This window comes from Actinoplanes sp. NPDC021490, from assembly GCF_055562135.1.
In genome coordinates this window covers 135,833-157,790 of sequence record NZ_JBVHFW010000017.1, presented here as the reverse complement: position 1 = coordinate 157,790, position 21,958 = coordinate 135,833, and the positions used below count along the sequence as shown (strand labels likewise).

The following is a 21,958-nucleotide window of genomic DNA, read 5'->3' as shown; positions in this document are numbered from 1 at the left end:
TTTGGCTCGGCGCTTAGTTGGCGCGCAGAACGTGGTCGATCATGAGCTGGTGCAGCTTGACGAAACCGTAGCCCTGAGCACCGGCCGCGTCGACGTCGTAGTCCTCCCAGGCGCTCTTGTCGTTGAGCAGGTCCTGGTAGGTCTCGCCGGGGTTGAGCGTGGGGGTCTCGAGCTCGAGCACCTTGCTGGCGCGCAGCGCCTCCTGCACCACCGGGTCGGCCCGGAACTCCTGCGCGCGCTCCTTGAGCAGCAGGTACATCCGCATGTTGGCCTTGGCCGACTCCCAGACGCCGTCGATGTTCTCGGTGCGGGACGGCTTGTAGTCGAAGTGACGGGGGCCGTCGTACTTGGGGCCGCCGCCGATCGGGCCGTTCTCGAGCAGGTCGACCAGGGAGAACGCGTTGAGCAGGTCGCCGTGGCCGAAGACCAGGTCCTGGTCGAACTTCACGCTGTGCTGGCCGTTGAGGTCGATGTGGAAGAGCTTCTTCTGCCACAGCGCCTGGGCGATGCCCTGGGTGAAGTTGAGGTTGGACATCTGCTCGTGGCCGACCTCGGGGTTGATGCCGAACAGCTCGGGCCGCTCCAGCTCGTAGGTGAAGGCGATGGCGTGGCCCAGGGTCGGCAGCAGGATGTCGCCGCGGGGCTCGTTCGGCTTGGGCTCGATGGCGAAGCGCAGCCCGTAGCCCTTGTCCTCGGAGTACTGCGCGACCAGGTTGAGGCCCTCGCGGTAGCGGTCGAGCGCGGCGTTGATGTCCTTGGCCGCGTCGTACTCGGCACCCTCGCGGCCGCCCCACAGCACGAAGGTCTGGGCGCCCAGCTCGGCGGCCAGGTCGACCTGGCGCAGCACCTTGCGCAGCGCGTAACGCCGGACCGAGCGGTCGTTGCTGGTGAACGCGCCGTCCTTGAACACCGGGTGGCTGAAGGTGTTGGTGGTGACCATCGGGACGACGAGGCCGGTTTCCTCGAGCGCCTTCTTGAAGCCGGCGAGGATGCCGTCGCGGGTCTGCGCGTCGGAACCGAACGGGACCAGGTCGTCGTCGTGGAACGTCAGGCCGTACGCGCCGATCTCGGCCAGCTTGTGCACCGCCTCGATCGGGTCGAGCGCCGGACGCGTGGCCGAACCGAACGCGTCCTGGGCCGGCCACCCGATCGTCCACAGGCCGAAGGAGAACTTGTCTTCACGGGTCGGTTGGACCGTCACGGTTACCTCCACGAAACAGCTTCGATTTGTTTATTGGTTGAATTATTTGGCGGCGATGTGGCATTGTCAAGACGTGAGCGGCCGCCTGATGAGTTCTTCCCGGGCCCCCGTCCGGCAATCGAGCGTGCGAGCCCACAATCTCGCGCTCGTGTTGCAGACAGTGGCAAACAGCACGAATCGCCCGTCCCGAGCGGCGATATCGGGGTCGACCGGGCTGACCCGGGCCACGGTCTCGGCGCTCGTCGACGACCTGATCGCGGGCGGGCTGCTCACCGAGATGGACCCGGCTCCGCGTACGGGGGCCGGCCGCCCCGCCGCCGGGCTGGCGCTCTCCCCCGACGGCCCGGCCGGGCTCGGACTCGAGATCAACGTCGACTACCAGGCCGCCTGTGTGATCGACCTGGCCGGCGTCGTGCGGCACCGGCTCGTCGCCCGCGGCGACCAGCGGGTGCTTGCGCCCGGCGCGGCCCTGGCCGAGCTGAGTGTGCTGGCCCTGCAGGCGCGGGCCGCGGCCGAGGCCGACGGGCTGCGGCTGGCCGGGGCCGCGCTGGCCGTGCCCGGCCTGGTCGCGCCGGGCGGGCTGGTGCGGGTGGCGCCCAACCTGGGCTGGTCGGACGTGGACGTGCCGGCGCTGCTGCCGGCCCTGGCCGACCTGCCGATCACCGTCGACAACGAGGCCAACCTGGCCGCGCTGGGCGAACTGCGGGCCGACGGCGCCGGGCCCAGCTTCGTCTACGTCTCCGGCGAGATCGGCATCGGCGCCGGCATCGTGCTCGACGGCGCCCTCTATCGCGGCGGCCGCGGCTGGAGCGGCGAGATCGGCCACGTCACGGTCTATCCCGGCGGACGGCCCTGCCGTTGCGGGGCGAACGGCTGCCTCGAGCAGTACGCCGGTCAGGAAGCCGTCGCCACCGATCCCGACCTGGCCGCCTCCGCGCTCGGCATCGCGCTCGCCGCGGTCGTCAACCTGCTCGACGTCGGGGTGATCGTGCTCGGTGGTGGCTACGCGCCGGAGTTCGACCGGCTGCGCGACGGCATCGAGACGGAGTTACGCCGCCGGGTGCTGACGGCCGGCCTGGCCCCGGTGACGCTGCGGCCCGCCGCCCTGGGCGCCGACGCGGCCATGCGCGGCGCCGCGGACGCGGTGATCCGGGGCGTGCAGGAGGACCCGGCGAGCTGGCTCGCGCGGGCTCAGGCTGTCTGAGCCGAGGCGGAGTCACCGTTTTCCTCGGCCGCCGCGGCGAACTCGGTGAGCCCCCGCAGCAGAGCGGCCCGACCCCCGGCCGACATCTTTTCCAGTACGCCCGTGAGCGCGCGACGGCGGATGAGACGCAGCTCGGCCAGCAGGTTGCGGGACGCGGGAGTGAGATAGAGGGCGATCTCGCGCCGGTCGGCCCGGCCGGGCACCCGCTCGACCATGCCCGAGGCCACTAGGCGGTCGCAGAGCCGGCTGGCCGAGGAGAGCAGCATGCCCAGCTCGGCGGCGAGCCCACCGAGGTTGAGGCCCTCGGACCGCTCGACGGCGAGCAAGGCGTTGAGCTGCACCGAGGACATGCGCGGGGTCACCTGCTCGCGGGCCACGTCCCAGGCGAGCAGCAAGGCTTTCGCGGCGTCGTCGATCGCCGCGACATGCGTGGGGTCAGGCCCGTCCGGCCCATGGTGAACGGCCATGGTGCAGCAGAGACTACTCGTACGGGCCGGTCTGTTCGAGGAGGACTTCATTGATCGACAGGCTACTGACTGTCCGGCGCGTTCTCACCGACGCGGCCGCCGACGCCGTTCCGGACCGCCTGGCCGAGGGACTGGCCAAGGAGTACTCGGTCTCCCACACCGAGTTGTACCTGGTGGACTACCGTCTGGCCACCCTCGTGCCGGTGTTCGGCGAGGACGGTCGCACCCGTCCGGGGGACCCGGCGTGGCGCTGCTTCGACCACCAGTCCGCGGTGCGGGAGAACAATGTGATCTTCCTGCCGGTGTCGGCCCGCGGCGAGCGGATCGGGGTTCTCGCCTGCGCGCCCGTCCCGGACGACCCGGCCGAGACGGCGGAACTGGCCGAGATCGCCGTCGTGCTGGCCCACGAGCTGCAGTCCGCCGGCGCCGGCACCGACCGGTATCAGGCCGTCGCCCGTACGCAGAGGCTCACGCTGGCCGCCGAGATGCAGTGGGACCTGCTGCCCGCGCGCAGCCGCACCCGGGCGTCGTTCGGCCTGGCGGGGCAGCTCGAGCCCTCCTACGACGTACGCGGTGACAGCTTCGACTGGGCCGACCAGAACGACCGGCTGTCGCTCAGCGTGCTCAACGGCATGGGCGAGGGCGTGTCGGCCGCGCTGCTGACCTCGCTCGCGACCAACGCCCTGCGCAACGCCCGCCGGGCCGGGATCCCGCTGGAAGACCAGGCCGCGCTGGCCGATCAGGCGATCTTCGCCGAGCACCGGGGCGCCACGCACGTGTCCGCCCTGCTGCTCGAACTCGACCTGGTCACCGGCGAGATGCAGGCCGTCGACGCGGGTTCGCCCCGCCTGCTGGTGCTGCGCGGCGGCCAGGTGCACGAGCAGAAGCTCGACAAGGAGTTCCCGCTCGGCATGTTCGAGGAGACGGACTATCGCGTGCAGCGCTTCCGGCTCCGGCCCGGCGACCGGCTCATGCTGGTCAGCGACGGGGTCTACGACGCGGTGGCGGCGACCGGACGGTACGGGGACGCGGCGCTGGCGCGGTTCATCCGGCGTACCGGGCCGCTGGTGCCGTTGCAGGCCGTGCGCTCGCTGCTGGGTGACCTGCGGGCGTTCGTGGGCGATGCCGAGCTGGAGGACGACGCCGTCGCCGTGTGCCTCGATTGGACCGGACCGGCGAACTGATCAGGGCCGCCACCTCGCGGTGACGGCCCTGATCGCGTGCGTGCGGGACTCAGCTGCCGGTGGCGCCGGTGCGGCGGCCGATGGCCTCGACGAAGATCTGGCTCATCCTGGCCGGGTCCTTGGCGATGAAGACGCCACCCGCAGGGGTCTCCTTCACGGCCTCCTTGAGCTCGGACTCGTCGACCTGGTCACCGATGCCGATGATGACCAGACGCACCGGCGTCTTCGGATCGTCGAGCCGCTTGAGCTCGGCCTTGAGCTGGTCGATGTTGATGCTGCTGCCTTCGTCCTTGCCGTCGGTGAAGAGGATGACGGAGTTGACCTTGCCGGGCTCCCAGGTCCGCTTCACCTCCTTGTAGGCGGCGAGAACGGTGTCGTAGAGACCGGTGTCGCCGTCCTCCTTGGGCACGATCTGGCTGATCGAATCCTGAAGCACGGGGCGGCCCGACGCGAGCGGGGTGATCGGCACGATCTGCTTCCAGGGCCGCTTGCCGACCATCTCGGTCGAGAACAGCCACACGCCGACGGCCCATTTCTGGCCGAACATCTGCAGACCGGCCGCTGCCGCCTTGCGCGTCACCGCGGCCCGGGTCTGGTTGTTCGCCGTCGGCACCTTGGTGTTCATCGAACCGGAGACGTCGAAGACCGCGAGCACCCGGCCCGGCTGCGTGATGGCCGTCCAGCTGCCGATCACCTGGCTGAGCGCGCTGGCGTCGAGGCCGGCCGCGGCGGTGCCGCCGTTCTCGCCGTTGCCGCCGACCGAGTTGTTGACGGCCGGGGACGCGTCGGGAGCGCCGAGCGGACGGGCGAAGCCCGACCCGAACGAGCCGTCCGGCGAGCGCAGGCCGGCCGCGCCGAGGGCGTTCTTGAACGTGGTGCTGGAGAGCTGCGCCCGCAGGCCCGCGGCGGCCTGCTGCTTGGGCAGGTCGGTCTCGGGCATGACCGCGAACGGATAGTCGAGCGGCATCGGGCTCGGCTCGAGATAGAGCCCGACCAGCGGCACCGGCGGCTTGGCGGCGTTGAAGGCGACGACGTTCTGCTCGGAGATCGGCGCCGCGCTGAGGCTCTGGCCGATGTCGGTCGGGTCGGCCGAGCGCGGGAACGTCTCGATCAGTTCGTCGCGCAGGTTGGAGGCGCCGGTCGCGAGCGCCCCGAGCGCCTTGACCTTGGTGGCCTGGCCCGCGTCGCCGGTGCCGGCCGCCTGGCCCAGCGCGAGCAGGCCGGACAGCCCGGCGGCATCGCGCTGCGGGTTGGTGATGCCGGTGTTCAGCCTCGTGTTGGTCAGCATCTCCCGCAGCAGCCGGTTCCAGTCCAGCTTGCCGTTGGGCCAGCCGATCGTCTTGGCGACGGGCTCGGGCATGGCCACGACGACCGGGCTCTGCGCGATCGGCTTGCTGTCGGAGGGCACGAAGCCGGGCGCCTCGGACTTGAGACGCAGGATCCAGGTCGAGGAGTCGGGGATCCAGAGATCCGGCACCTTGACCGCCTGCGGCGCGGTGCCGACACCGGCCAGCTGCACCTTGTGCTCGCCGGCCACCGCCGCGGCCATGTTGGCCGAGATGACGTCCTCGACGGCGACGGCGACGCAGGTGCCGTCGACGTTGGCGCCGTCCTGCACCCAGCGTTGAGCGACCTGATCGATCGCGGGAGCGATCTCGGGCGTCGCGGCGACGGTCAACCGGATGGAACCGGAGCACCCATCATCCGAGAGCTGCTGATATCCGAAGTAGGACCCCGCCACTACGACGACTATTGCCATCGCAGCTCCGACGATGCCCGCTCCTCTGAGATTGAAGTTTCTACGATGGCGGCCTGACACGCGCTCCATAGTGCGCACCTGCGTACCTGAATGCCATATACGTTCGGGCGAAAGTTACTCGGATTGGAATTCTTGGCATCATGCGTGACTGCGCGTGGTGGCGTCATCTCGATCAGTGGCGGCCTGTGCCGGAATTGTCCCCGCCACCGTGATGATCACCATCTATCCCGTTGTGGGCGTTACCGGCCCTGGACGGGCGTCCAGCGCAGCAGGCATGTCGGTGTGGGCTCGGCCGCGGGCTCGCCCTGAACCGCCGGGACGCCGGTCTCGCGGTCGATCCGGAAAGTCGTCACGCTCTGTGATCGCTGATTGGTTACGTAGAGGTGATCCCCGACCAGGATCATGTGCCTTGGCCAGTCACCCCCGACAGGCGTCTCCGCCACCAGCGCCGCGGTCTCGCCGTCCCACGCAAAGGTTGCCACCGTGTTGGCCCCCCGGTTGGCGACGTAGACGAAACGGCCGTCGGGACGCACGAGAACCTCGGACGGATAGTTCTCGCCCGCGGCCGTGGTGGTCGCCGCCTGACCGGCCGGCTCGAGCGCGCCACCGGCGCCCGGGCGCCCCCAGGTCAGATCGCCGGAGAGCTCGCCCACCACGAACAGCGCGCCGTCGGGCGAGAAGCGCACGTGACGCGGGCCGGTGCCGGGCTTGGCCGACACCGCCGCCCCCACCAGCGTGAGGCGGCCCGAGACCGGGTCGAGCCGGGCGCGCCACACCTTGTCCGAGCCGAGGTCGGCGATCAGCACCTCGTCGCGCAGCGGGAAGACCATGTGCGCGTGCGGGCCGGCCTGGCGGTCGGCGACCGGGCCACTGCCCTGCAGGCCGAGGAGGTCGGAACGCTCGCCCGGGGCGCCCTCGGCGTCGAGCGGGAAGACGGCGACCGAACCGGTGCCGAAGTTGGCCACGAGCAGGTGCCGCCCGTCGGCCGACACGGCGAGATGGGCCGGGTCGCTGCCGCCGGTCGGCCGGGCGGCCAGCGGGGTGAGCGAGCCGTCGCCGGCCACCGTGAAGGCGCTGACCGTGCCGTCGGGGTCGAGCTCGTTCACCGCGTACAGGACGGGAAGGGTCGGATGCTGCGCCAGGAACGACGGGGACGGCGTGCGCGCCACCACCGCCAGCCGGGTCAGCGAGCCGTCCGAAGGATCGCGCCGCAGCAGCGTGATGCCCTCGCCGTCACCGCCCTTGTCCGCCGTGTAGCCACCGACGAAGACGTACTCATCGCTCGCACCCATGGGTGTGATCCCATCACACCGGGATCGTCAGCGGGACGCGGCCGCGGCCAACTGCTTGCGGGCGACGTACTCGACCAGCTCGATCAGGACATTGCGGGCCCCGGTGGGCTCGCGCGCGTCGAAGAGCACGACCGGCACGCCCGGGTCGAGGTCGAGCGCCCGGCCCACGGCGTCGGCCCCGAACCGCTGCTCCGACTCGAAGCAGTTGACCGCGACGACGAACGGCGTGCCGCGCTGCTCGAAATAGTCGATCGAGGGAAAGCAGTCGGCGAGCCGGCGGGTGTCGGCCAGCACCACGGCGCCCAGCGCGCCCTGCGACAGCTCGTCCCAGAGGAACCAGAACCTGTCCTGCCCGGGCGTGCCGAACAGGTAGAGCTGAAGGTCCTCGGTGATCGTGATGCGGCCGAAGTCCATCGTCACGGTCGTGGTGGTCTTGCCCTCCACGCCGCCGGTGTCGTCGGCGCCCTCGACCCCGGTCAGGACCTCCTCGGTCTGCAGCGGACGGATCTCGCTCACCGAGCCGACCATCGTGGTCTTCCCGGCGCCGAATCCACCGGCAATCAGGATCTTGAGCGCGACCGGGATGCGCGACGATGCGCCGTTGCGGTCAGAGCGCACGGAGTCCATTGACAACCGCCTTGAGTACGTCGACATCGTGCGGCTGAGAGGCCGCCGGGGGTTCGTACAGCGAGATGAGCCCTGCCGAGCGTAGATCACCCAGCAAAACCCGCACGACTCCGATCGACAGGTCGAGAGCCGAGGCCAGCTCGACGACCGAGATCGGCTCCCACGACGCGGCCACGATCGCGTGGTGCTCGGGCTGCAGCCCGGCGCCCTCCGGATCCTCACCGGCCGTGGCGACCACGAACGCGACCAGGTCGAACTCGCTGCCTTCGGGAGCCACCCGGCCCTGGGTCATCGCGTAAGGACGGACGACCGGGCCGGCGTCGTGGTCGAGCCAGTCGTGCGCCGCGCGCGGCTGGTCAGCCTGCATCGGGCATCACGGCTGAGCGCTCGGGTGCGCTCATGTTCTGGCCCACCCGGGTGACGAGCATGGCCATCTCGTACGCGATCAGGCCGAGGTCGGCGTCGGCCGAGGCGAGCACGGCCAGGCACGCGCCGTGACCGGCCGCCGTGACGAAGAGGAAGGCCTCCTCCATCTCGACCACGGTCTGCCGCACCGGACCGGCCTGGAAATGCCGGCTCGCGCCCTTGGCCAGACTCTGGAAGCCGGCCGCCATCGCCGACAGGTGCTCGGCGTCCTCGCGTCCCATGCCGGCCGACGCTCCCATCAGGAGACCGTCGGCGGAGAGCACGACCGCCTGCTGCGCCGTGGGCACCCGCTCCACCAGATCGTCGAGGAGCCAGGTGAGGTGGGCGCGCTGGTTCGTCGTCTGTGTCACTTATGCGTCCTTTTCCGGCCTGATCACGTCGTCGCTTCCGGTGGATGGCCCGCCATTGGCCGCATCCCCGCTTGCTTTGTCGTCCCGGGCGAGCGCAAGGTTCACGATCGCCGGGAAACTGACGGTAGCCGCATCCGCAAAGGAAGCGGTGCGCGCGGGACCGTCAATGCCCGTGTCATCCGCATTAGACCGATCTTCATTTGAGGATCTGGCACTTGTATGACGTTCAACACCGGCATTCCGCTCGCCGGTTGCGGCAGGGCCATTACGCGGAGTGAGATCTCGGTCGTCCTTGAGATAGCGACTGGCGTCGATGCGTCCGCGGGTCGTGCCGGACTGCAGGGCGCTCATGATGCTGCGCACCTGCTCGGGCGAGCGCAGCTGAGCCTCGGGCTCGGCCGGTGGCTCGCCGGCCGGGCGCCGCAGCTGCGGTGCCAGGCTGGCCTGCCGGACCCGGCGTGGCAAACCGTCCTCAGTGGTCCGCGCCGGCCCGTCCGCGGCCGATCCGGCCCCGCCCGCTCCGCCTGCTCCGCCTGCTCCGCCTGCTCCGCCTGCTCCGCCTGCCGGCGAGGGTGCGGGCGGCGCCGGGAACAGCGGCGCCCCGGTCGGCATCGCGGCCGGGAAGCGCGGTGGCGACGAGGCCGGCATGACGGGCGCCGAGTTGCGCGGCACGGCTCGTTGGGCCGGGATGCGGGGGCCGCCGGGCCGGACGTCGAGCGGCGGCGCCTCCGCCGCCGCGTTGAGGGCCTCGAGCCCCGCCCGCAGCGGGCCGAGGTCGGCCACGGGCACGGTGGCGTCGGGATCGAGGGCCGCTTGATCGAAGGCGGCCGGATCGGGTTCGGCCGTGCGGGGCACGCGCCGGCGCTGGACCAGGCCCTCCTCGTTCAGCCCGGCGGCGACCGAGCTGGGCGACGGTCCGGTCTGGGCGGGCGGCCGATGCTGGCCGCCGGTGACCGTGCCGCGGACCGGCCGGGGGGCCTCGGGGCCGGGCAGCGCGGTGCCGTTGATGATGGGGCGGCCGGCCGCGGTGACCTGCCGCAGCTGTTCGCCGCCCTGCCACTGCAGCGCGGCCAGCGAACGGGACGGATCGTCCCGGCCCGAGCCGACCAGCGGGCGCTCCCCCGTGGACCCGCCCGCGGGTAGCGCGGCGACCGGGCCCGTCCCGACCATCAGGTCGGCCGGCACCAGCACGATCGCGGTCACCCCGGCGTACGCGGACGCGCGCAGCGAGACCCGGATGCCGTGCCGGTGCGCCAGCTGGGCCACCACGAACAGGCCGAGGCGGGCGCTGTCGGCCGGATCGAAGTCGGGCGGCTCGGCCAGGCGGCGGTTGGCCTCGCCGATCGCCTCGGGGGTCATGCCGAGCCCGCGGTCCTCGATCTCGATCCCGTACCCGTTGGGCAGCACCTGACCGGTGACCTGCACCCGGGTGTGCGGCGGGGAGAACGAGGCCGCGTTCTCCAGCAGCTCGGCCAGCAGGTGGATGACGTCGCCGACCGCGCGGCCCAGCACCGCGGACGACTCGACCGAGCGGATGTCGATGCGCTTGTAGTCCTCGACCTCACTGATCGCGCCGCGCACGACGTCGATCACCGGGACCGGGTTGCGCCAGCCGCGGCCGGGCGCCGCGCCGGCCAGGATCACCAGGTCTTCGGCGTGCCGCCGCATGCGGGTGGCGAGGTGGTCGACCCGGTAGAGATCTTCCAGCTCCTGCGGCTCGGTCTCGCGGCGCTCCATCCGGTCGAGCAGCGCGAGCTGGCGGTGCAGCAGGGTCTGGCTGCGCCGGGCGATGTTGAGGAACACCTCGTTGAGGCCGCGCCGGACGTTGGCCTCTTCGACCGCGGACTGCAGGGCCGTCCGTTGCACCTCGTTGAACGCCTGGCCGAGCTGACCGATCTCGTCGTGCCCGTACTCCAGCGGCGGCGTCTCGACGTCGACGTCCACCCCCTCGCCGCGCTGCAGCCGCCGGACCACGGCGGGCAGTCGCTCGGCGGCCATCTCGCGCGCCTCGCCGTGCAGGCGGCGCAGCCGGCCGACGAGCGAGCGGCCGACCCGCACGGACAGGTAGAGCGAGAAGGCCAGCGCGACGAGGCCGAGGATGCCGGCCAGGCCGAGCCGCAGCAGCACCCGCTCGGCGACCGGCCGGGCCCGGTCGGTGAGCGCGTCGGTGGCCGACACCTCGAACTCGCGCAGCTCCTGGGCCACGGCGACGTACGACGGGCGGAACTCGGCGCTGCTCACCGGCGTGGCGGCGCCGTCGCGGCTCTGCTGCACGAGCTGGTCGAGCAGGCTGTTCAGCCGGTCGAAGGCGACCCCGCCCTCGACGTTGTTGTAGGCCGCGCGGTCGCTCTCGGCCATGTCCTCGACGCCGCGGGCCAGCAGGAAGCGGGCGGTGCCGACGTCCTGGATGAGCTCGCCGCGGACCTCGGGGGTGAACCGCCCGGCCGCGGTCGCGCCACCGACCAGCGCGTCGACCCGGCTCAGATATTCCTGGCCCTGCCCGACCGTGGTGAGCGCGCGCAGTTCGCCGTCGATCCGCTGGTCGTTGAAGGTGGCCGTGGCCGCGAACGTCTGGAAGCCGGAAGCGATCACGCTGTTGAAGAAGTTTTGCGCGCCGATCTCGTCCATCGATCGACGGTCGATGTGGGTCCGATTGCCGGTCAGGCTGTCGAGCTGGACCCCGAAGGCGTCGATCCGCGCGCGCAGGGCGGCGTTCGTGGCGCCCCGGGCCTCGTCACCCTCGGCGAGCCGGCGGAAGTTGGCGATCGCCTTGTCGGTGGCGCTGCGCTGGTCGAGCAGGGACTGGCCGGCCGGCCCGGTGGCGGAGAGATATTCCACGCTGAACAGGCGCTCGCGCTGCAGCTGACCGACCAGCTCGATGCCGGGGTTGCCGACGTTGTCCAGCACCGTACGGGCGGACAGCAGGTTGAACGCCGGTCCGGCGGTGAGCGCCGTCGCGAAGAGCCACAGCGCCAGCAGGGCCGTCAACGGGACGGCCACCAACACGATGATCTTCGAACGGATCGACCAGTAACGCTTCTTCATCAGGCTCCGCTCTTGTGCGTACGCCCTCGGGAGAATACGTAATGTCTTCGGACCGAGCCACCACTGCGGCGTACCTAAAAACGGGCTTAAGTCCTTTTTAACCGGTGAGATTGGCATGTCTTGGCCGGTCGTGCTTATGACACTGTGACCAGGCGGTTACTCAGGGGCGACGGGATCGATCGAAACCGGACCTCGCTGAGGGGATTGACGGGAGGTGCTGGATGGGAATACCGGGGACGGATAAGAGGAGGCCCCATGTCCACCACAGCCACGATCATCCTGATCGTCGTCATCCTGGTTGTGATCGCCGCGGTCGTGTACGGCGTCCAGGTGGTACGGCGCAAGCAGCTGCAGAACACGTTCGGACCGGAATACGACCGGGTGGTCGCCGACTCCGGCAGCCGCACCGAGGCCGAGAAGGAACTTCGCGAGCGCGAGAAGAGGCACGCCTCGTTCGAGCTGAAGCCGCTGTCCCCCGAGGCGCAGAGCGAGTACGCGGCGAACTGGGAAGAGCTCCAGATCCAGTTCGTGGACAACCCGTCGGAGGCCGTCACCGCCGCCGATGACCTGGTCACCCGGCTGATCGACGAGCGGGGCTACCCGACCGGCGAGTACGACGACCGGCTGGCCAACCTGTCCGTCGAGCACGCCCGCACGCTGGAGCACTACCGCAAGGCGCACGAGATCAGCCGGCGCAACAGCGCGGGCGACGCGAACACCGAGGATCTGCGGCAGGCGCTGGTGCACTACCGGGCGCTCTTCGCCGACCTGCTCGGAACCGACCCGGTCCCCTCGATCGGCACCACCTCCCCGGCTCCGGCTGGTACTACTACTTCGACGTCCACTTCGGACGACACCACGGCCCCGGCCCCCCGTACGGCCGCCGACGATTCCGACTCCCCTGCCCGCGACACCCGCCGCTAGGAGCCACCGCCATGAAGTTCTTCTCGAACGAGAAAGAGAACGAGACCCAGACCGATCCCGACCGCACCCAGCCGGTGGCCGTGCCCCCGCAGCGGGCCGGATCGCCGTGGAGCGACGCCCCCCGGGAGAACGCGGCCGACGCCGAGTTCGCCGACAGTGAGCGCCGGGACGGCAACGGCACCGAGGAACAGGTGACCAAGACCACGACGTACGGCCCGGACGGGTCGGTCGTCGAGGACACCTCCTATCGGGCCACGCACACCGACGCGGACGGCGACCGTCCGCAGGACCCGCCGGTCGACCTGCCGCTGACCGACGAGCCCGCCGACCGGTCGCCGCAGGACGACGCGATCAAGGACGAGGGGACGTTCGACAGCCCCAAGGCCGTCGACCCGACCACCGGCGACACGCTCGACGGCAAGGGTCAGGCCGTGGACGCCGACGCGATCAAGGACGACGGCACCTTCGACAGCCCCAAGGCCGTCGACCCGGCCACCGGCGGCACGCTCGACGGCGAGGAGCACCAGCCCACCGCCTCCCCGGCCACCGCGGTCGCGGCCGTGCCGGTCACCGCGGCCCCCGCCGCAGCCGCCACGACGGCCGACGGCGACAAGCCGGCCGCCAAGACCGGGGAGAAGCTGCTCGCGGACGGTGACTCGTTCACCGAGCGGTTCCGGGAGATCCAGCTGCGCTTCGTCGACGAGCCCAAGGAGGCCACCGCCGAGGCGGCCCACCTGGTCGAGGAGGCGGTCGACAAGCTGACCAGCGCGCTCAAGGCACAGCGGGACAGCCTGGGCGGCAACGCCGACGACACCGAGAAGCTGCGGGTCGAACTGCGGGCGTACCGGGACATCATCAACCGCCTGACCGCGCTCTGAGCGGTCCATCGAGGCGAAGGGGGAGCCACCGGCTCCCCCTTCGGCGTTAGCGTGCAGGGGTGCGCGCCGACCGTCTGCTCTCGCTCCTGCTGCTGTTGCAGACCCGGGGGCGGATGACGGCGCAGGATCTCGCCGACGAGCTCGAGGTCTCGGTGCGCACGGTCTACCGCGACGTCGAGTCGCTCGGCTCGGCGGGCGTGCCGGTCTACGCCGACCGTGGCCCGGCCGGCGGCTATCAGCTGCTCGACGGCTATCGGACGCGGCTCACCGGGCTCACCTCGGACGAGGCGGGCACGCTGTTCCTGGCCGGAATGCCGGGTCCGGCCGCGGAACTGGGCCTCGGCTCGGTGCTGGCCGCCGCGCAGCTCAAACTGCGGGCGTCGCTGCCGGGCGAGCTGGCCGACCGGGCCGACCGCGTGCGGGAGAGGTTCCACCTCGACGCGCCCGGATGGTTCCGCGGGGACGAGCCGACCCCGCATCTGTCGGCCGTGGCCGACGCGGTGTGGAGCGGACGCGTCCTCGAAGTGCGTTATCGCCGCTGGAAGGCGCCGCGCGAGGTCACCCGTACGCTGCACCCGCTCGGTGTCGTGCTCAAGGCCGGACGCTGGTATCTGGTCGCGGCGGCCGGCTCCCGGACGACGGCCTACCGGGTGTCGAACATCCTGGAGGCCGAGCTGCTGGACGAGCCCGTGTCGCGTCCCGCCGGCTTCGACCTGGCCGGCTTCTGGCGGGAGTGGACCGAGCAGTACGAGCAGGGCGTCTACACCGCGACGGCCACCGTACGGATGACGACCCAGGCGCTGACCCGGATGGCGTACGTCTTCCCGCCCGAGATGTCCCGGGTCGCGCGGGCCGAGGCCGGGCCGCCGGACGAGGGCGGCTGGCTGGTCACGCGCGTGCCGATCGAGTCGGTCCGGCACGGGCACATCGAGCTGCTCAAGCTGGGCGCCGAGGCCGAGGTGCTGGAGCCGCCCGAGCTGCGCGAATGCTTCGCCGCGACGGCCCGGGGACTGGCCGCGACCTACTTGCCGCTGTAGTCGTCGTCGTCCGGTTCGTCACCGGGCGGCGACGGCGGCGCCGTCTCTTCGTCGACGGGCGGCTCGGTGGTCTCGGACGGCTCGCTCGTCGGGGCCGTCGTCGTGGACTCGGTGGGCGGATAGTCCGGGTCGTCGGTGGTCGGCGTCGGCTCGGCCGCCGGGCTCGTGCTGGAGGCCGACGGTTCCGGCTCGGAGCTGACACTGGGCGACGGCGAGGCCGAGGGCGAGGTGGTCAACGGGACGACGTTGGCACGCGGCTCGGTGGCGGGGCTGGTGCCGGTTTCTTCGCCCGCCCCGGTGCCGCCGAGCAGATCCTGGTCCGCCTTTTCGACCGTGCCCTGCTCGCTCACCGTGGGCGGACGGACCGGGCTGTCCTGCTGGACCGCACCGAGCTGGACACCCATCCACAGCGCCGGGCCCAGTCCGACCGCGACGATCGCGCCGAAGAGCGCCAAAGGTCCCCGGTCCATGTCTGGCCTCCCCGCCTCACTGCCGATCATCCGCCGCACCCAGGCAGTTCTCTACCCGATATCGGGAGCGATAAAGCGAACGTTCCGCGAGGTTATTGTTACGTGATGTAACGGGGTGTTCGCTCGATGGTCGGTTATACGACTGGCCGGGAGGCGGAAGTTCAACCCGGCCGAAATCGATCAGCGGGTGCGGGTCAAGAAATCGACGGCGTCGTCGAGCGCGGCCCAGCCGCCGGGAAGCTCCTCGGAGTCCAGAGTGGTGCGTACGGTCAAGGACCCGCCGTCCCGCAGGCTGATCTCCCATGACCGGCGGCCGTTGCGCGTGGCCGAGGCCGTGGCGACATCGGCGAACGGCACGAACCGGGTGGTGGTGTCGGTCTTCGTCAGGGTGGCCGTGGCCGTGGCGGCGGAACCGGCCGGCTCGGGCGCCGGAGAGCCGTCGGTCAGGACGCCGTCGGCGGCCAGGCGAGTCAGCCGGCGCTTGGCCTCGTGGTGACGGGTGCGCGGCAGGGCGGGCACGAGAACCAGGCCCGTCTCGAGAACCAGCAGGTCGGTGCGGGCGCCGTCGACCTGCACGCCGACCACGCCGCCGAGCACCGGGACCCGGGCCGAGTGGTGCCGCGCGGCCGGCGCCGCCGCGGTCAGGTCGACGCCGAGCGAGGTCAGCCACTCGCGAGCCTGTCCCACCGTGGCCGGATCGCCGGCCGCCTCGGCCGGCGCCTGCAGCTCCAGATAGGACCCGTCCATCGCGACCAGCTCGGCCGTGCCCGCCCAGCTGTGCCGCCAGCGGGCCACACCGCTGCGCAGGGCGGACAGCGCGAGCAGCAGCGCGATCAGCTCGGTGACGCGGCCCGACACCTCGTCGGCCGGCCGGTCGTCGAAGACCGTCTCGGCGATCTTGCGCAGGCGGCCGTCGGCGGCCAGGTCGAGCACCTCGGCCGCCCCGGTCACCGGCGTGCCGGCGGCGCGGGACAGCGCCCGCAGCGACGCGTCGGCCTCGCGCTCCATCTCGGCCTGACGGGCCACCCCGAAGAACTCGTCCCAGCTCACCACCGCGCGGGCGCCGACCGGGAACGCGACCGCCTGCAGGGCGCGGCCCAGGCCGGGCAGGTCGGGCACCAGCTCGTCGGCCGGCCGGCCCGGCGGTTCGGGCCCCTCGGGGGTGATCTCGGCCAGGGCGGCCAGGCGCTCGGCGAGCGGCGGGTGCGGATCCCACTCGCCGGGCGGCTCCGGCTCGCGCGCTCGGAGCACGGCCATGTCGTCGACGCGGGCGGCCAGCACCCGCAGGAAGCCGCCGAACACGTCGTCGGGCACGAGTCCGGTCTGCCAGCCGGGGCTGAGATATTCGGCGTGGAACAGCTGCTGCATGGCCTCGAGGGCCGGGCCGTCGCGCAGCACGGCGGCCGCGGCGTGCGGACCGGCGAAGGTGGCCGCGACCCGGTCGGCGGCCAGCTCCTGCGCGTGGCTGTACGGCGTGTCGACCGCCCGGTACCACCGGGCCCACGCCCTCAGCAGCGGACCGGCCGGGCTGCGGCGCGGGATGCGCGGGACGATGCGGCCCAGGGCCAGCCGGCCGCGCCGGGCCATCGGGGCGAACCGGCCACCCAGCGCCGGCGAGCCGTGGGCCAGCTCGTGGGCGACCACGGCGCGTACGCGGGACTCGTCCCACGCCTGCAACAGCGGAAGACCCAGATAGAGGTGACGAGGACCGCCGGCCAGACCGCCCAGACGCAGAGCCTGCACGACGCTGACGTTCGCCCCGGCCACGATGGTCACGCCCGACGGCGGCTTGACCCCGGCCGCGGCCGAAGCGTCGTCGATCATCGTCCAGAGCGCGGGGGCGTGCTGACGCAGCACCGGCACCCCGGCCGGAGCCGGGCGGCGCAGACGCAGCGCCCGCACGGTCGCCCACCAGAGCAGACCGGCCACGGCGATCACCAGCGGCACCGCCACCTGCAGGGCCAGCTCGCCGGGCAGCGGCTCGAGCACCAGCAGCACGATCAGCAGGACCACTCCGACCTGCAGCCAGGCCAGCGCCAGAAAACCGGCCAGCATCGTCGCGGACCGTACGGCTGGTCGCACCTTGCCCCCCATTCGTCGAACGAGCCCAAGACTAGGGCCGCCCGGAAACGGAAACCGCAGACGAACAGTCCGGCGGAGGGAAAAATAAGGAAGATTTTCGAGCCGGTTTCGCGCCGTCACCGAGGGGGATACGGACTGCCATGGCTCTTCTCGACCAGACCCTCGCGTTCGGGACAAAAGGGTACGCTTGGCTTCCGGATCTTCGTCGCCGTAGTCACGGCCGGCCGATCCCGATGCGAATCGGCGGGCAACCCGCGGTCGCGATCAGCGGGCCCGACGCGGCCCGCTTCTTCTACGACCAGGGCCACCTCGAACGGCACACGGCGCTGCCCGCACCCGTGGTCGACACGCTGTTCGGCCGGGGCGTGCACACGCTCGACGGCGAAGCCCACCGGGCCCGCAAGGCGCTGTTCGTGGCGTTGCTGATGCACCAGGACGGCATCGACACGCTCGCCTCGCTGGCCGGCAAGATCTTCGACGAGGCGGCCGACGGGTGGCGGGGCGGCAAGGCGGTGTCGCTGTTCGACGAGAGCACCCGGGTGCTGGCGGACGCGGTGACGCGGTGGACCGGCGTACCGGAAGATCCCGGTCTGGCCTCTGACCTGGTGGCCATGGTCGACGGCTTCGCGACGCTGGGGCCGCGGCATCTGCGGGCCCGGCTGGCCCGGGTACGCCGCGAACGGCAACTGTCCAAACTGATCGAGGACGCACGCCGCCGCGAACCCACCGACGAGCCGATTTCGAAAATCGCGCACCACCTCGAGAACGGATACCTGCTCGACGCGCGCAGCGCCGCCGTCGAACTGATCAACATCATCCGCCCGACCACCGCCGTGGCCTGGTTCGTCGCGTTCGCGGGCCACGCGCTCGACCGACGGCCGGAAACGCGGGCCCGCCTGCGCGCCGGCGACGACGACTACACGCTGGCATTCGTGCACGAGGTGCGGCGGTTCTATCCGTTCGCGCCGTTCCTGGGCGCCCGCGCGCGCCGCGACCTGCAGTTCCAGCGCACGGACATTCCGAAGGGCGCGCTCGTGCTGCTCGACGTCTATGGCCAGCACCACGATCCGCGGGTCTGGCCGGAGCCGTACGAGTTCCGGCCCGAACGGTTCCTCGGGCGGCCGATCGGCGAGTTCGAGCTCATCCCGCAGGGCGGCGGCGATCCGCGTACGGGCCACCGCTGCCCTGGCGAGAAGATCACCATCGCCGTGCTCGGCACGCTGGTGCAGCGGCTGGCCCGGCTCGACTACTACTTGCCGCCGCAGAACTCGGACATCGACCTGAGCCGCGTGCCGGCCCGCCCCCGAAGCGGCATAAAGATCGTCGTGCCCTAGGGCGTCACTACTTCCAGTCGATCTCCGGCGAACGGTGGAAGTTGACGCCCTGCGCCTGGAAACGGGGCCCGAACTCGGCCAGCCGCCGGCGGAACGACGACCAGTCCCGGTCGGCGCGGGGCGTCCAGCCGATCTCGGCGATCGCGGCCAGGCGGGGGAACGCCATGAACTCGACGTCGGCCAGGCTGCGCAGCGTCTCGGACCACAGCGGCGCCTCCACGCCGAGCAGCGACTCCTCCCCCACGCCGGGCAGGCGGTCGGCGGGCTCCCAGTCGTACGAGCGCTCGACGTTGACCAGTCCGGCCCAGTCCAGGCCGAGCGGGCTCGACTCGTCGTACTTCATGTCGAGATAGCTACGGTCGGCCGGCGACATGATCACCTGGTGCCCGTCCCGAGCGGCCCGCGCGACACCGTCGTCGGCCGGCTCGATCCGCCAATACTGCGGAACCGCGCCGGGCGGCAGGTCGACGGCGGCCATCTCGTGCCAGCCGATCGCCCGCTTCCCGTACTTGCCGGCCATCGGCAGCACCCGCGTCATGAACGTGCGGTAGTCCTCGGCCGTCGTGCTCAGCGCCTCGTCGCCGCCGATGTGCAGGAACGGGCCCGGGGTCAGACCGGCCACGACCCGGATGACGTCCTCGACGAAGGCGTACGTCTCCTCCTTGCCCGCGCACAGCGAGGAGTAGCCCACCTCGGCGTCGGTGCGCGGCTGCACCGGCTCGCCGTCGCAGGTCAGCTCGGGATAGGCGACCTGAGCCGCGTTGACGTGACCGGGCAGGTCGATCTCCGGCACGATCGTGACAAACCGGGTTTCCCCGTACGCCACCAGGTCCGCGTATTCCCGCGCGGTGAGGAAGCCCGGGCCCTGGCCGTCGATGCCCGTGCCCTCGCCCCCGCTGACCTCGGTGAGCCGTGGCCGGCCCTCGATCTCGAGCCGCCAGCCCTGGTCGTCGGTGAGGTGCAGGTGCAGGTGATTGATCTTGAATTGGGCGATCGTGTCGATGTAGGACCGGATGTCGGCCGGGCCGTAGAAGTGCCGGGCCAGGTCGAGCATGGTGCCGCGATAGGCGAACCGGGGCTCGTCCTCGATCCGCCCACCGGGAAGCACGACCTCGGCCGGCTGGGCCGCGGACTCATCCCGTACGTTGTCCGGCTCGTGCCGTCCCGTCACCGGAAGCAGTTGGCGCAGCGTCTGCAGCCCGGCGAACAGGCCCGGCGCGGCGGGCGCGCTGAGGGTCACGCCGTCGGCCGCGATGTCGAGCCGGTACGACTCCGGTGACTTGGCCTCGTCCGCGGCCTCGTCGAGGCGTAGCCGGACCACGCCGGCACCCTCCTTGACGGGCACGGCGAAGCCGGTGACCTGCCGCAACAGCCGGGCCAGTTCGTCGGCGACGGCGGCCACCGCGGGGGCGGCACTCACCGCCACGTCGGACGGGACCCGGAAGTCGGCGGTCGCGTCGGGCCGGACCGACGCCGGCAGCGGAATGACGTCACCGAGTTGTCTCATCGTGGGAGCGCTCACGATGACGAACAATAAACTGTCTTTCCATGTCGATCACGACCCGTCGCGCCGGAGATGCCGACACGGAACTGCTGCACGATCTGGCCGAACGGACGTTCGGCCTGGCCTGCCCGCCCGGCACCCTCCAGGCGGACATTGACGCGTTCATCGCCACACACCTGTCGGTGGCCGCCTTCACGGGCTATCTGGCCGACCCCGGACGCATTCTGCTGCTGGTGCTGCACGACGACCGGCCCGTCGGCTATTCGATGCTGGTCAGCGGCCCGATCAAGGACCCGGACGTGTCCGCGGTGATCGACGAACGCACCAGCATCGAGCTGAGCAAGTTCTACCTGACGCCGGAGCGGCACGGCTCGGGCGCCGCCGCCACGCTCATGACCGACACCCTGACCGCGGCGGCCGAGACGGGGGCCGCGTTCTGCTGGCTGGGCGTCAACCAGCAGAACATCCGGGCGGCCAAGTTCTACGCCAAGCACAACTTCGAGATCGTCGGCACGAAGCGCTTCCTGGTCGGCCACGAGTGGCACGACGACCACATCCGCCGCCGCCCACTGCCCTGACACCCCACCGTCCAGCGAGACCGCGGCCTGGCCTCGGTCCGAGCCCGAGCGGTGAGAGTGCCGCCGGTTCGGGCCGAGCACGACCTCGCGCCCGGGGCTCGGTCAGACGGAACTGATTTCGGGGCCTCAGGCGGAGCTAATTTCGGGGCCTCAGACGGAGCTGATTTCGGGGCTGATGTCGGCCCACGTCTCGAACTTGCCCGTCCGGCTGTCGCCCGAGGACTGGCCTCGCAGCCGGCGGTTCAGCCAGGGCAGGACGTGCTCGCGGTAATACCGGGCCTCGGCCAGCACCCGGCGGCTCTCGGCCGGGCCCGGGTCGATCACGTGGGCCGCCTGCTCGTAGCCCAGCGCGTTGAGCACCAGGCCGGCGACCCGGCGATGTCCGGCCGCGTTGAGGTGCAGGCGGTCGGATGACCAGTAACCGGCGCGGCGGATCTCGCGGTCGTGGAAGACGTCCACGAACGTGATGTCGTAGTTTTTGGCCAGCTCGATGACCGCCTGGGTCAGGGCCTCGCCGCGGCGGCGCATCACTCCGCCCAGGGGCAGCCGGTCGGACGGGTCCCCGCCACTGAGCAGCACGACCCGCACGCCGGCGTCGACGCAGCGCTGCACGGCCTTGTCGGTCAGCTCGGCCAGTCGCAGCATGTCGCCGCCGCGCAACATGTCGTTGCCGCCGCCGTTGAGCGACAGCAGCGTGGGTGGCGGATCGAGCGCCAGCGCGGCGTCGAGCTGCTCGGTCACGATCGGCTCGAGCAGGCGGCCGCGGATCGCCAGGTTCGCGTACTGCACCGTCTCACCCCGGCCCGCGGCCAGCCCGGCGGCGACGAGATCGGCCCACCCCCGGACCGAGCCGTCGGGCAGCTCGTCGCCCACGCCCTCGGTGAAACTGTCCCCGATCGCCACGTACCGCATCACGCCGAAACCTCCCGCCGCGACCCGCCCCCGCGAACCGCTCCGCTGCCACCGCCCCGGCCACGCCGTCCCGGGACACACCGGCCGAGGCTATCGAACACCCTCGTGCCGGACCCGCCTTCGCGACCAGCGTCATACCCCGGAAGCAGTGACACATCCGCGCACGCAGCGCCCCGCCGCCGAACGCGGCAACCCACCGCGCGCCAGCAGCCCACGCGCGCAGCAACCCACCGCCGCACGCGGCAACCCACCGCCGGGCGGCAACCCCGCACGCAGGGCCCGCGCACGCAGCGGCCCGCCGCCGCGCCCAGCAACTCACCACCGCACGCAGCGGCCCGCGCGCAGCAACTACCGCCGCGCCCAGCAACTCACCACCGCACGCAGCGGCCCGCGCGCAGCAACTACCGCCGCGCCCAGCGGCCCGCGCACGCAGCAACTCACCGCCGGGCGGCAACCCCGCACGCAGCAGCCTGCGCGCAGCAACCACCGCCGCACGCATCGGCCCGCCCACACAGCAACTCACCCCCGGGCGGCAACCCCGCACGCAGCAACCACCCCCCGCACGCATCGGCCAGTGCACCCATCGACCCACGGCCCGCGCGGTCGCCGGGTCGGTGAGCGGTGGGCGGGCTGCCGTGCCGCTCGCGGTCGCCGGATCGGTGAGCCGCAGGCGGGCTGCCGTGT

Annotated in this window: 19 protein-coding genes; 7 read left to right on the top strand and 12 right to left on the bottom strand. The window is 71.7% G+C overall.

Going from position 1 to position 21,958, the window contains the following annotated elements; genetic code table 11:
• Window positions 1–13: 13 nt before the first annotated feature.
• Entirely contained in the window at window positions 14–1,201 is a 1,188-nt protein-coding gene (gene xylA / locus ACZ3I4_RS35730) for a xylose isomerase (protein ID WP_465386506.1), read from the bottom strand.
• Between the two features lie 88 nt (window positions 1,202–1,289).
• On the opposite strand from xylA, the gene ACZ3I4_RS35725 reads away from it, so the two are divergent.
• A complete protein-coding gene (locus tag ACZ3I4_RS35725) occupies window positions 1,290–2,405 on the top strand; it encodes an ROK family protein (RefSeq protein WP_465386609.1) in 1,116 nt (371 codons plus the stop codon).
• Here the strand turns inward: ACZ3I4_RS35725 and ACZ3I4_RS35720 are convergent.
• Window positions 2,393–2,872, bottom strand: coding sequence for a MarR family winged helix-turn-helix transcriptional regulator (locus tag ACZ3I4_RS35720; protein WP_465386505.1), 480 nt, complete (start codon window positions 2,870–2,872; stop codon window positions 2,393–2,395). The genes ACZ3I4_RS35725 and ACZ3I4_RS35720 overlap by 13 nt on opposite strands.
• 50 nt (window positions 2,873–2,922) lie before the next feature.
• Here ACZ3I4_RS35720 and ACZ3I4_RS35715 point away from each other — a divergent pair, with 50 nt between their 5' ends.
• Window positions 2,923–4,056, top strand: a complete 1,134-nt coding sequence (locus ACZ3I4_RS35715) for a PP2C family protein-serine/threonine phosphatase (RefSeq protein ID WP_465386504.1) — start codon at window positions 2,923–2,925, stop codon at window positions 4,054–4,056.
• 49 nt (window positions 4,057–4,105) lie between these two features.
• On the opposite strand, the gene ACZ3I4_RS35710 is transcribed toward ACZ3I4_RS35715, so the two are convergent.
• From ACZ3I4_RS35710 to ACZ3I4_RS35685, 6 genes are all read right to left on the bottom strand, one after another.
• Window positions 4,106–5,815: a substrate-binding domain-containing protein gene (locus ACZ3I4_RS35710; RefSeq protein ID WP_465386503.1), complete on the bottom strand. Its 1,710-nt coding sequence runs from the start codon at window positions 5,813–5,815 to the stop codon at window positions 4,106–4,108.
• Between the two features lie 239 nt (window positions 5,816–6,054).
• The gene (locus ACZ3I4_RS35705) at window positions 6,055–7,107 is read right to left on the bottom strand and encodes a lactonase family protein (RefSeq protein WP_465386502.1); all 1,053 of its coding nucleotides are present in this window, start codon (window positions 7,105–7,107) and stop codon (window positions 6,055–6,057) included.
• A gap of 27 nt (window positions 7,108–7,134) precedes the next feature.
• On the bottom strand, window positions 7,135–7,734 hold the full coding sequence (locus tag ACZ3I4_RS35700) for a GTP-binding protein (protein WP_465386501.1): 600 nt from the start codon (window positions 7,732–7,734) through the stop codon (window positions 7,135–7,137).
• Window positions 7,715–8,101 (bottom strand): DUF742 domain-containing protein, encoded by a 387-nt coding sequence (locus ACZ3I4_RS35695; protein ID WP_465386500.1) that lies wholly within the window; start codon window positions 8,099–8,101, stop codon window positions 7,715–7,717. The genes ACZ3I4_RS35700 and ACZ3I4_RS35695 overlap by 20 nt, the downstream gene beginning before the upstream one ends.
• Window positions 8,091–8,510 (bottom strand): roadblock/LC7 domain-containing protein, encoded by a 420-nt coding sequence (locus tag ACZ3I4_RS35690; protein WP_465386499.1) that lies wholly within the window; start codon window positions 8,508–8,510, stop codon window positions 8,091–8,093. Before ACZ3I4_RS35690 ends, ACZ3I4_RS35695 begins: the two co-directional genes overlap by 11 nt.
• Window positions 8,511–11,555 (bottom strand): nitrate- and nitrite sensing domain-containing protein, encoded by a 3,045-nt coding sequence (locus tag ACZ3I4_RS35685; protein ID WP_465386498.1) that lies wholly within the window; start codon window positions 11,553–11,555, stop codon window positions 8,511–8,513. It abuts the gene before it with no gap.
• Between the two features lie 255 nt (window positions 11,556–11,810).
• On the opposite strand from ACZ3I4_RS35685, the gene ACZ3I4_RS35680 reads away from it, so the two are divergent.
• Genes ACZ3I4_RS35680 through ACZ3I4_RS35670 form a run of 3 tightly spaced genes read left to right on the top strand, consistent with a single transcriptional unit; the run spans window position 11,811 to window position 14,394 of the window.
• Window positions 11,811–12,479 (top strand): hypothetical protein, encoded by a 669-nt coding sequence (locus tag ACZ3I4_RS35680; protein WP_465386497.1) that lies wholly within the window; start codon window positions 11,811–11,813, stop codon window positions 12,477–12,479.
• 11 nt (window positions 12,480–12,490) lie between these two features.
• Entirely contained in the window at window positions 12,491–13,357 is an 867-nt protein-coding gene (locus ACZ3I4_RS35675) for a hypothetical protein (protein ID WP_465386496.1), read from the top strand.
• Window positions 13,358–13,416: 59 nt separating this feature from the next.
• A complete protein-coding gene (locus tag ACZ3I4_RS35670) occupies window positions 13,417–14,394 on the top strand; it encodes a helix-turn-helix transcriptional regulator (RefSeq protein ID WP_465386495.1) in 978 nt (325 codons plus the stop codon).
• Here the strand turns inward: ACZ3I4_RS35670 and ACZ3I4_RS35665 are convergent.
• Together ACZ3I4_RS35665 and ACZ3I4_RS35660 are read right to left on the bottom strand one after the other, a co-directional pair.
• Window positions 14,379–14,864 (bottom strand): hypothetical protein, encoded by a 486-nt coding sequence (locus tag ACZ3I4_RS35665; protein ID WP_465386494.1) that lies wholly within the window; start codon window positions 14,862–14,864, stop codon window positions 14,379–14,381. The two genes, ACZ3I4_RS35670 and ACZ3I4_RS35665, sit on opposite strands and share 16 nt — an antisense overlap.
• Before the next feature lie 180 nt (window positions 14,865–15,044).
• Complete coding sequence (locus ACZ3I4_RS35660; RefSeq protein WP_465386493.1) at window positions 15,045–16,919, bottom strand: peptidase; 1,875 nt, start codon at window positions 16,917–16,919, stop codon at window positions 15,045–15,047.
• A 260-nt stretch (window positions 16,920–17,179) separates the two neighbouring features.
• Here ACZ3I4_RS35660 and ACZ3I4_RS35655 point away from each other — a divergent pair, with 260 nt between their 5' ends.
• A complete protein-coding gene (locus tag ACZ3I4_RS35655) occupies window positions 17,180–18,280 on the top strand; it encodes a cytochrome P450 (protein WP_465386492.1) in 1,101 nt (366 codons plus the stop codon).
• A gap of 7 nt (window positions 18,281–18,287) precedes the next feature.
• Here ACZ3I4_RS35655 and ACZ3I4_RS35650 read toward each other — a convergent pair whose 3' ends face one another.
• On the bottom strand, window positions 18,288–19,802 hold the full coding sequence (locus ACZ3I4_RS35650) for a family 20 glycosylhydrolase (protein WP_465386491.1): 1,515 nt from the start codon (window positions 19,800–19,802) through the stop codon (window positions 18,288–18,290).
• 26 nt (window positions 19,803–19,828) lie between these two features.
• Between ACZ3I4_RS35650 and ACZ3I4_RS35645 the strand changes: the two genes are divergently transcribed.
• Window positions 19,829–20,362, top strand: a complete 534-nt coding sequence (locus tag ACZ3I4_RS35645) for a GNAT family N-acetyltransferase (protein WP_465386490.1) — start codon at window positions 19,829–19,831, stop codon at window positions 20,360–20,362.
• Between the two features lie 150 nt (window positions 20,363–20,512).
• On the opposite strand, the gene ACZ3I4_RS35640 is transcribed toward ACZ3I4_RS35645, so the two are convergent.
• Window positions 20,513–21,274: an SGNH/GDSL hydrolase family protein gene (locus tag ACZ3I4_RS35640; protein ID WP_465386608.1), complete on the bottom strand. Its 762-nt coding sequence runs from the start codon at window positions 21,272–21,274 to the stop codon at window positions 20,513–20,515.
• Window positions 21,275–21,958: the final 684 nt, after the last annotated feature.

Coding starts and splice junctions, on each gene's coding strand:
- ACZ3I4_RS35725 (WP_465386609.1), top strand. CDS start 1,290: ATGAGTTCTTCCCGGGCCCCCGTCCGGCAATCGAGCGTGCGAGCCCAC.
- ACZ3I4_RS35720 (WP_465386505.1), bottom strand. CDS start 2,872: ATGGCCGTTCACCATGGGCCGGACGGGCCTGACCCCACGCATGTCGCG.
- ACZ3I4_RS35710 (WP_465386503.1), bottom strand. CDS start 5,815: ATGGCAATAGTCGTCGTAGTGGCGGGGTCCTACTTCGGATATCAGCAG.
- ACZ3I4_RS35705 (WP_465386502.1), bottom strand. CDS start 7,107: ATGGGTGCGAGCGATGAGTACGTCTTCGTCGGTGGCTACACGGCGGAC.
- ACZ3I4_RS35700 (WP_465386501.1), bottom strand. CDS start 7,734: ATGGACTCCGTGCGCTCTGACCGCAACGGCGCATCGTCGCGCATCCCG.
- ACZ3I4_RS35695 (WP_465386500.1), bottom strand. CDS start 8,101: ATGCAGGCTGACCAGCCGCGCGCGGCGCACGACTGGCTCGACCACGAC.
- ACZ3I4_RS35685 (WP_465386498.1), bottom strand. CDS start 11,555: ATGAAGAAGCGTTACTGGTCGATCCGTTCGAAGATCATCGTGTTGGTG.
- ACZ3I4_RS35680 (WP_465386497.1), top strand. CDS start 11,811: ATGTCCACCACAGCCACGATCATCCTGATCGTCGTCATCCTGGTTGTG.
- ACZ3I4_RS35675 (WP_465386496.1), top strand. CDS start 12,491: ATGAAGTTCTTCTCGAACGAGAAAGAGAACGAGACCCAGACCGATCCC.
- ACZ3I4_RS35665 (WP_465386494.1), bottom strand. CDS start 14,864: ATGGACCGGGGACCTTTGGCGCTCTTCGGCGCGATCGTCGCGGTCGGA.
- ACZ3I4_RS35660 (WP_465386493.1), bottom strand. CDS start 16,919: ATGCTGGCCGGTTTTCTGGCGCTGGCCTGGCTGCAGGTCGGAGTGGTC.
- ACZ3I4_RS35655 (WP_465386492.1), top strand. CDS start 17,180: ATGCGAATCGGCGGGCAACCCGCGGTCGCGATCAGCGGGCCCGACGCG.
- ACZ3I4_RS35645 (WP_465386490.1), top strand. CDS start 19,829: ATGTCGATCACGACCCGTCGCGCCGGAGATGCCGACACGGAACTGCTG.
- ACZ3I4_RS35640 (WP_465386608.1), bottom strand. CDS start 21,274: ATGCGGTACGTGGCGATCGGGGACAGTTTCACCGAGGGCGTGGGCGAC.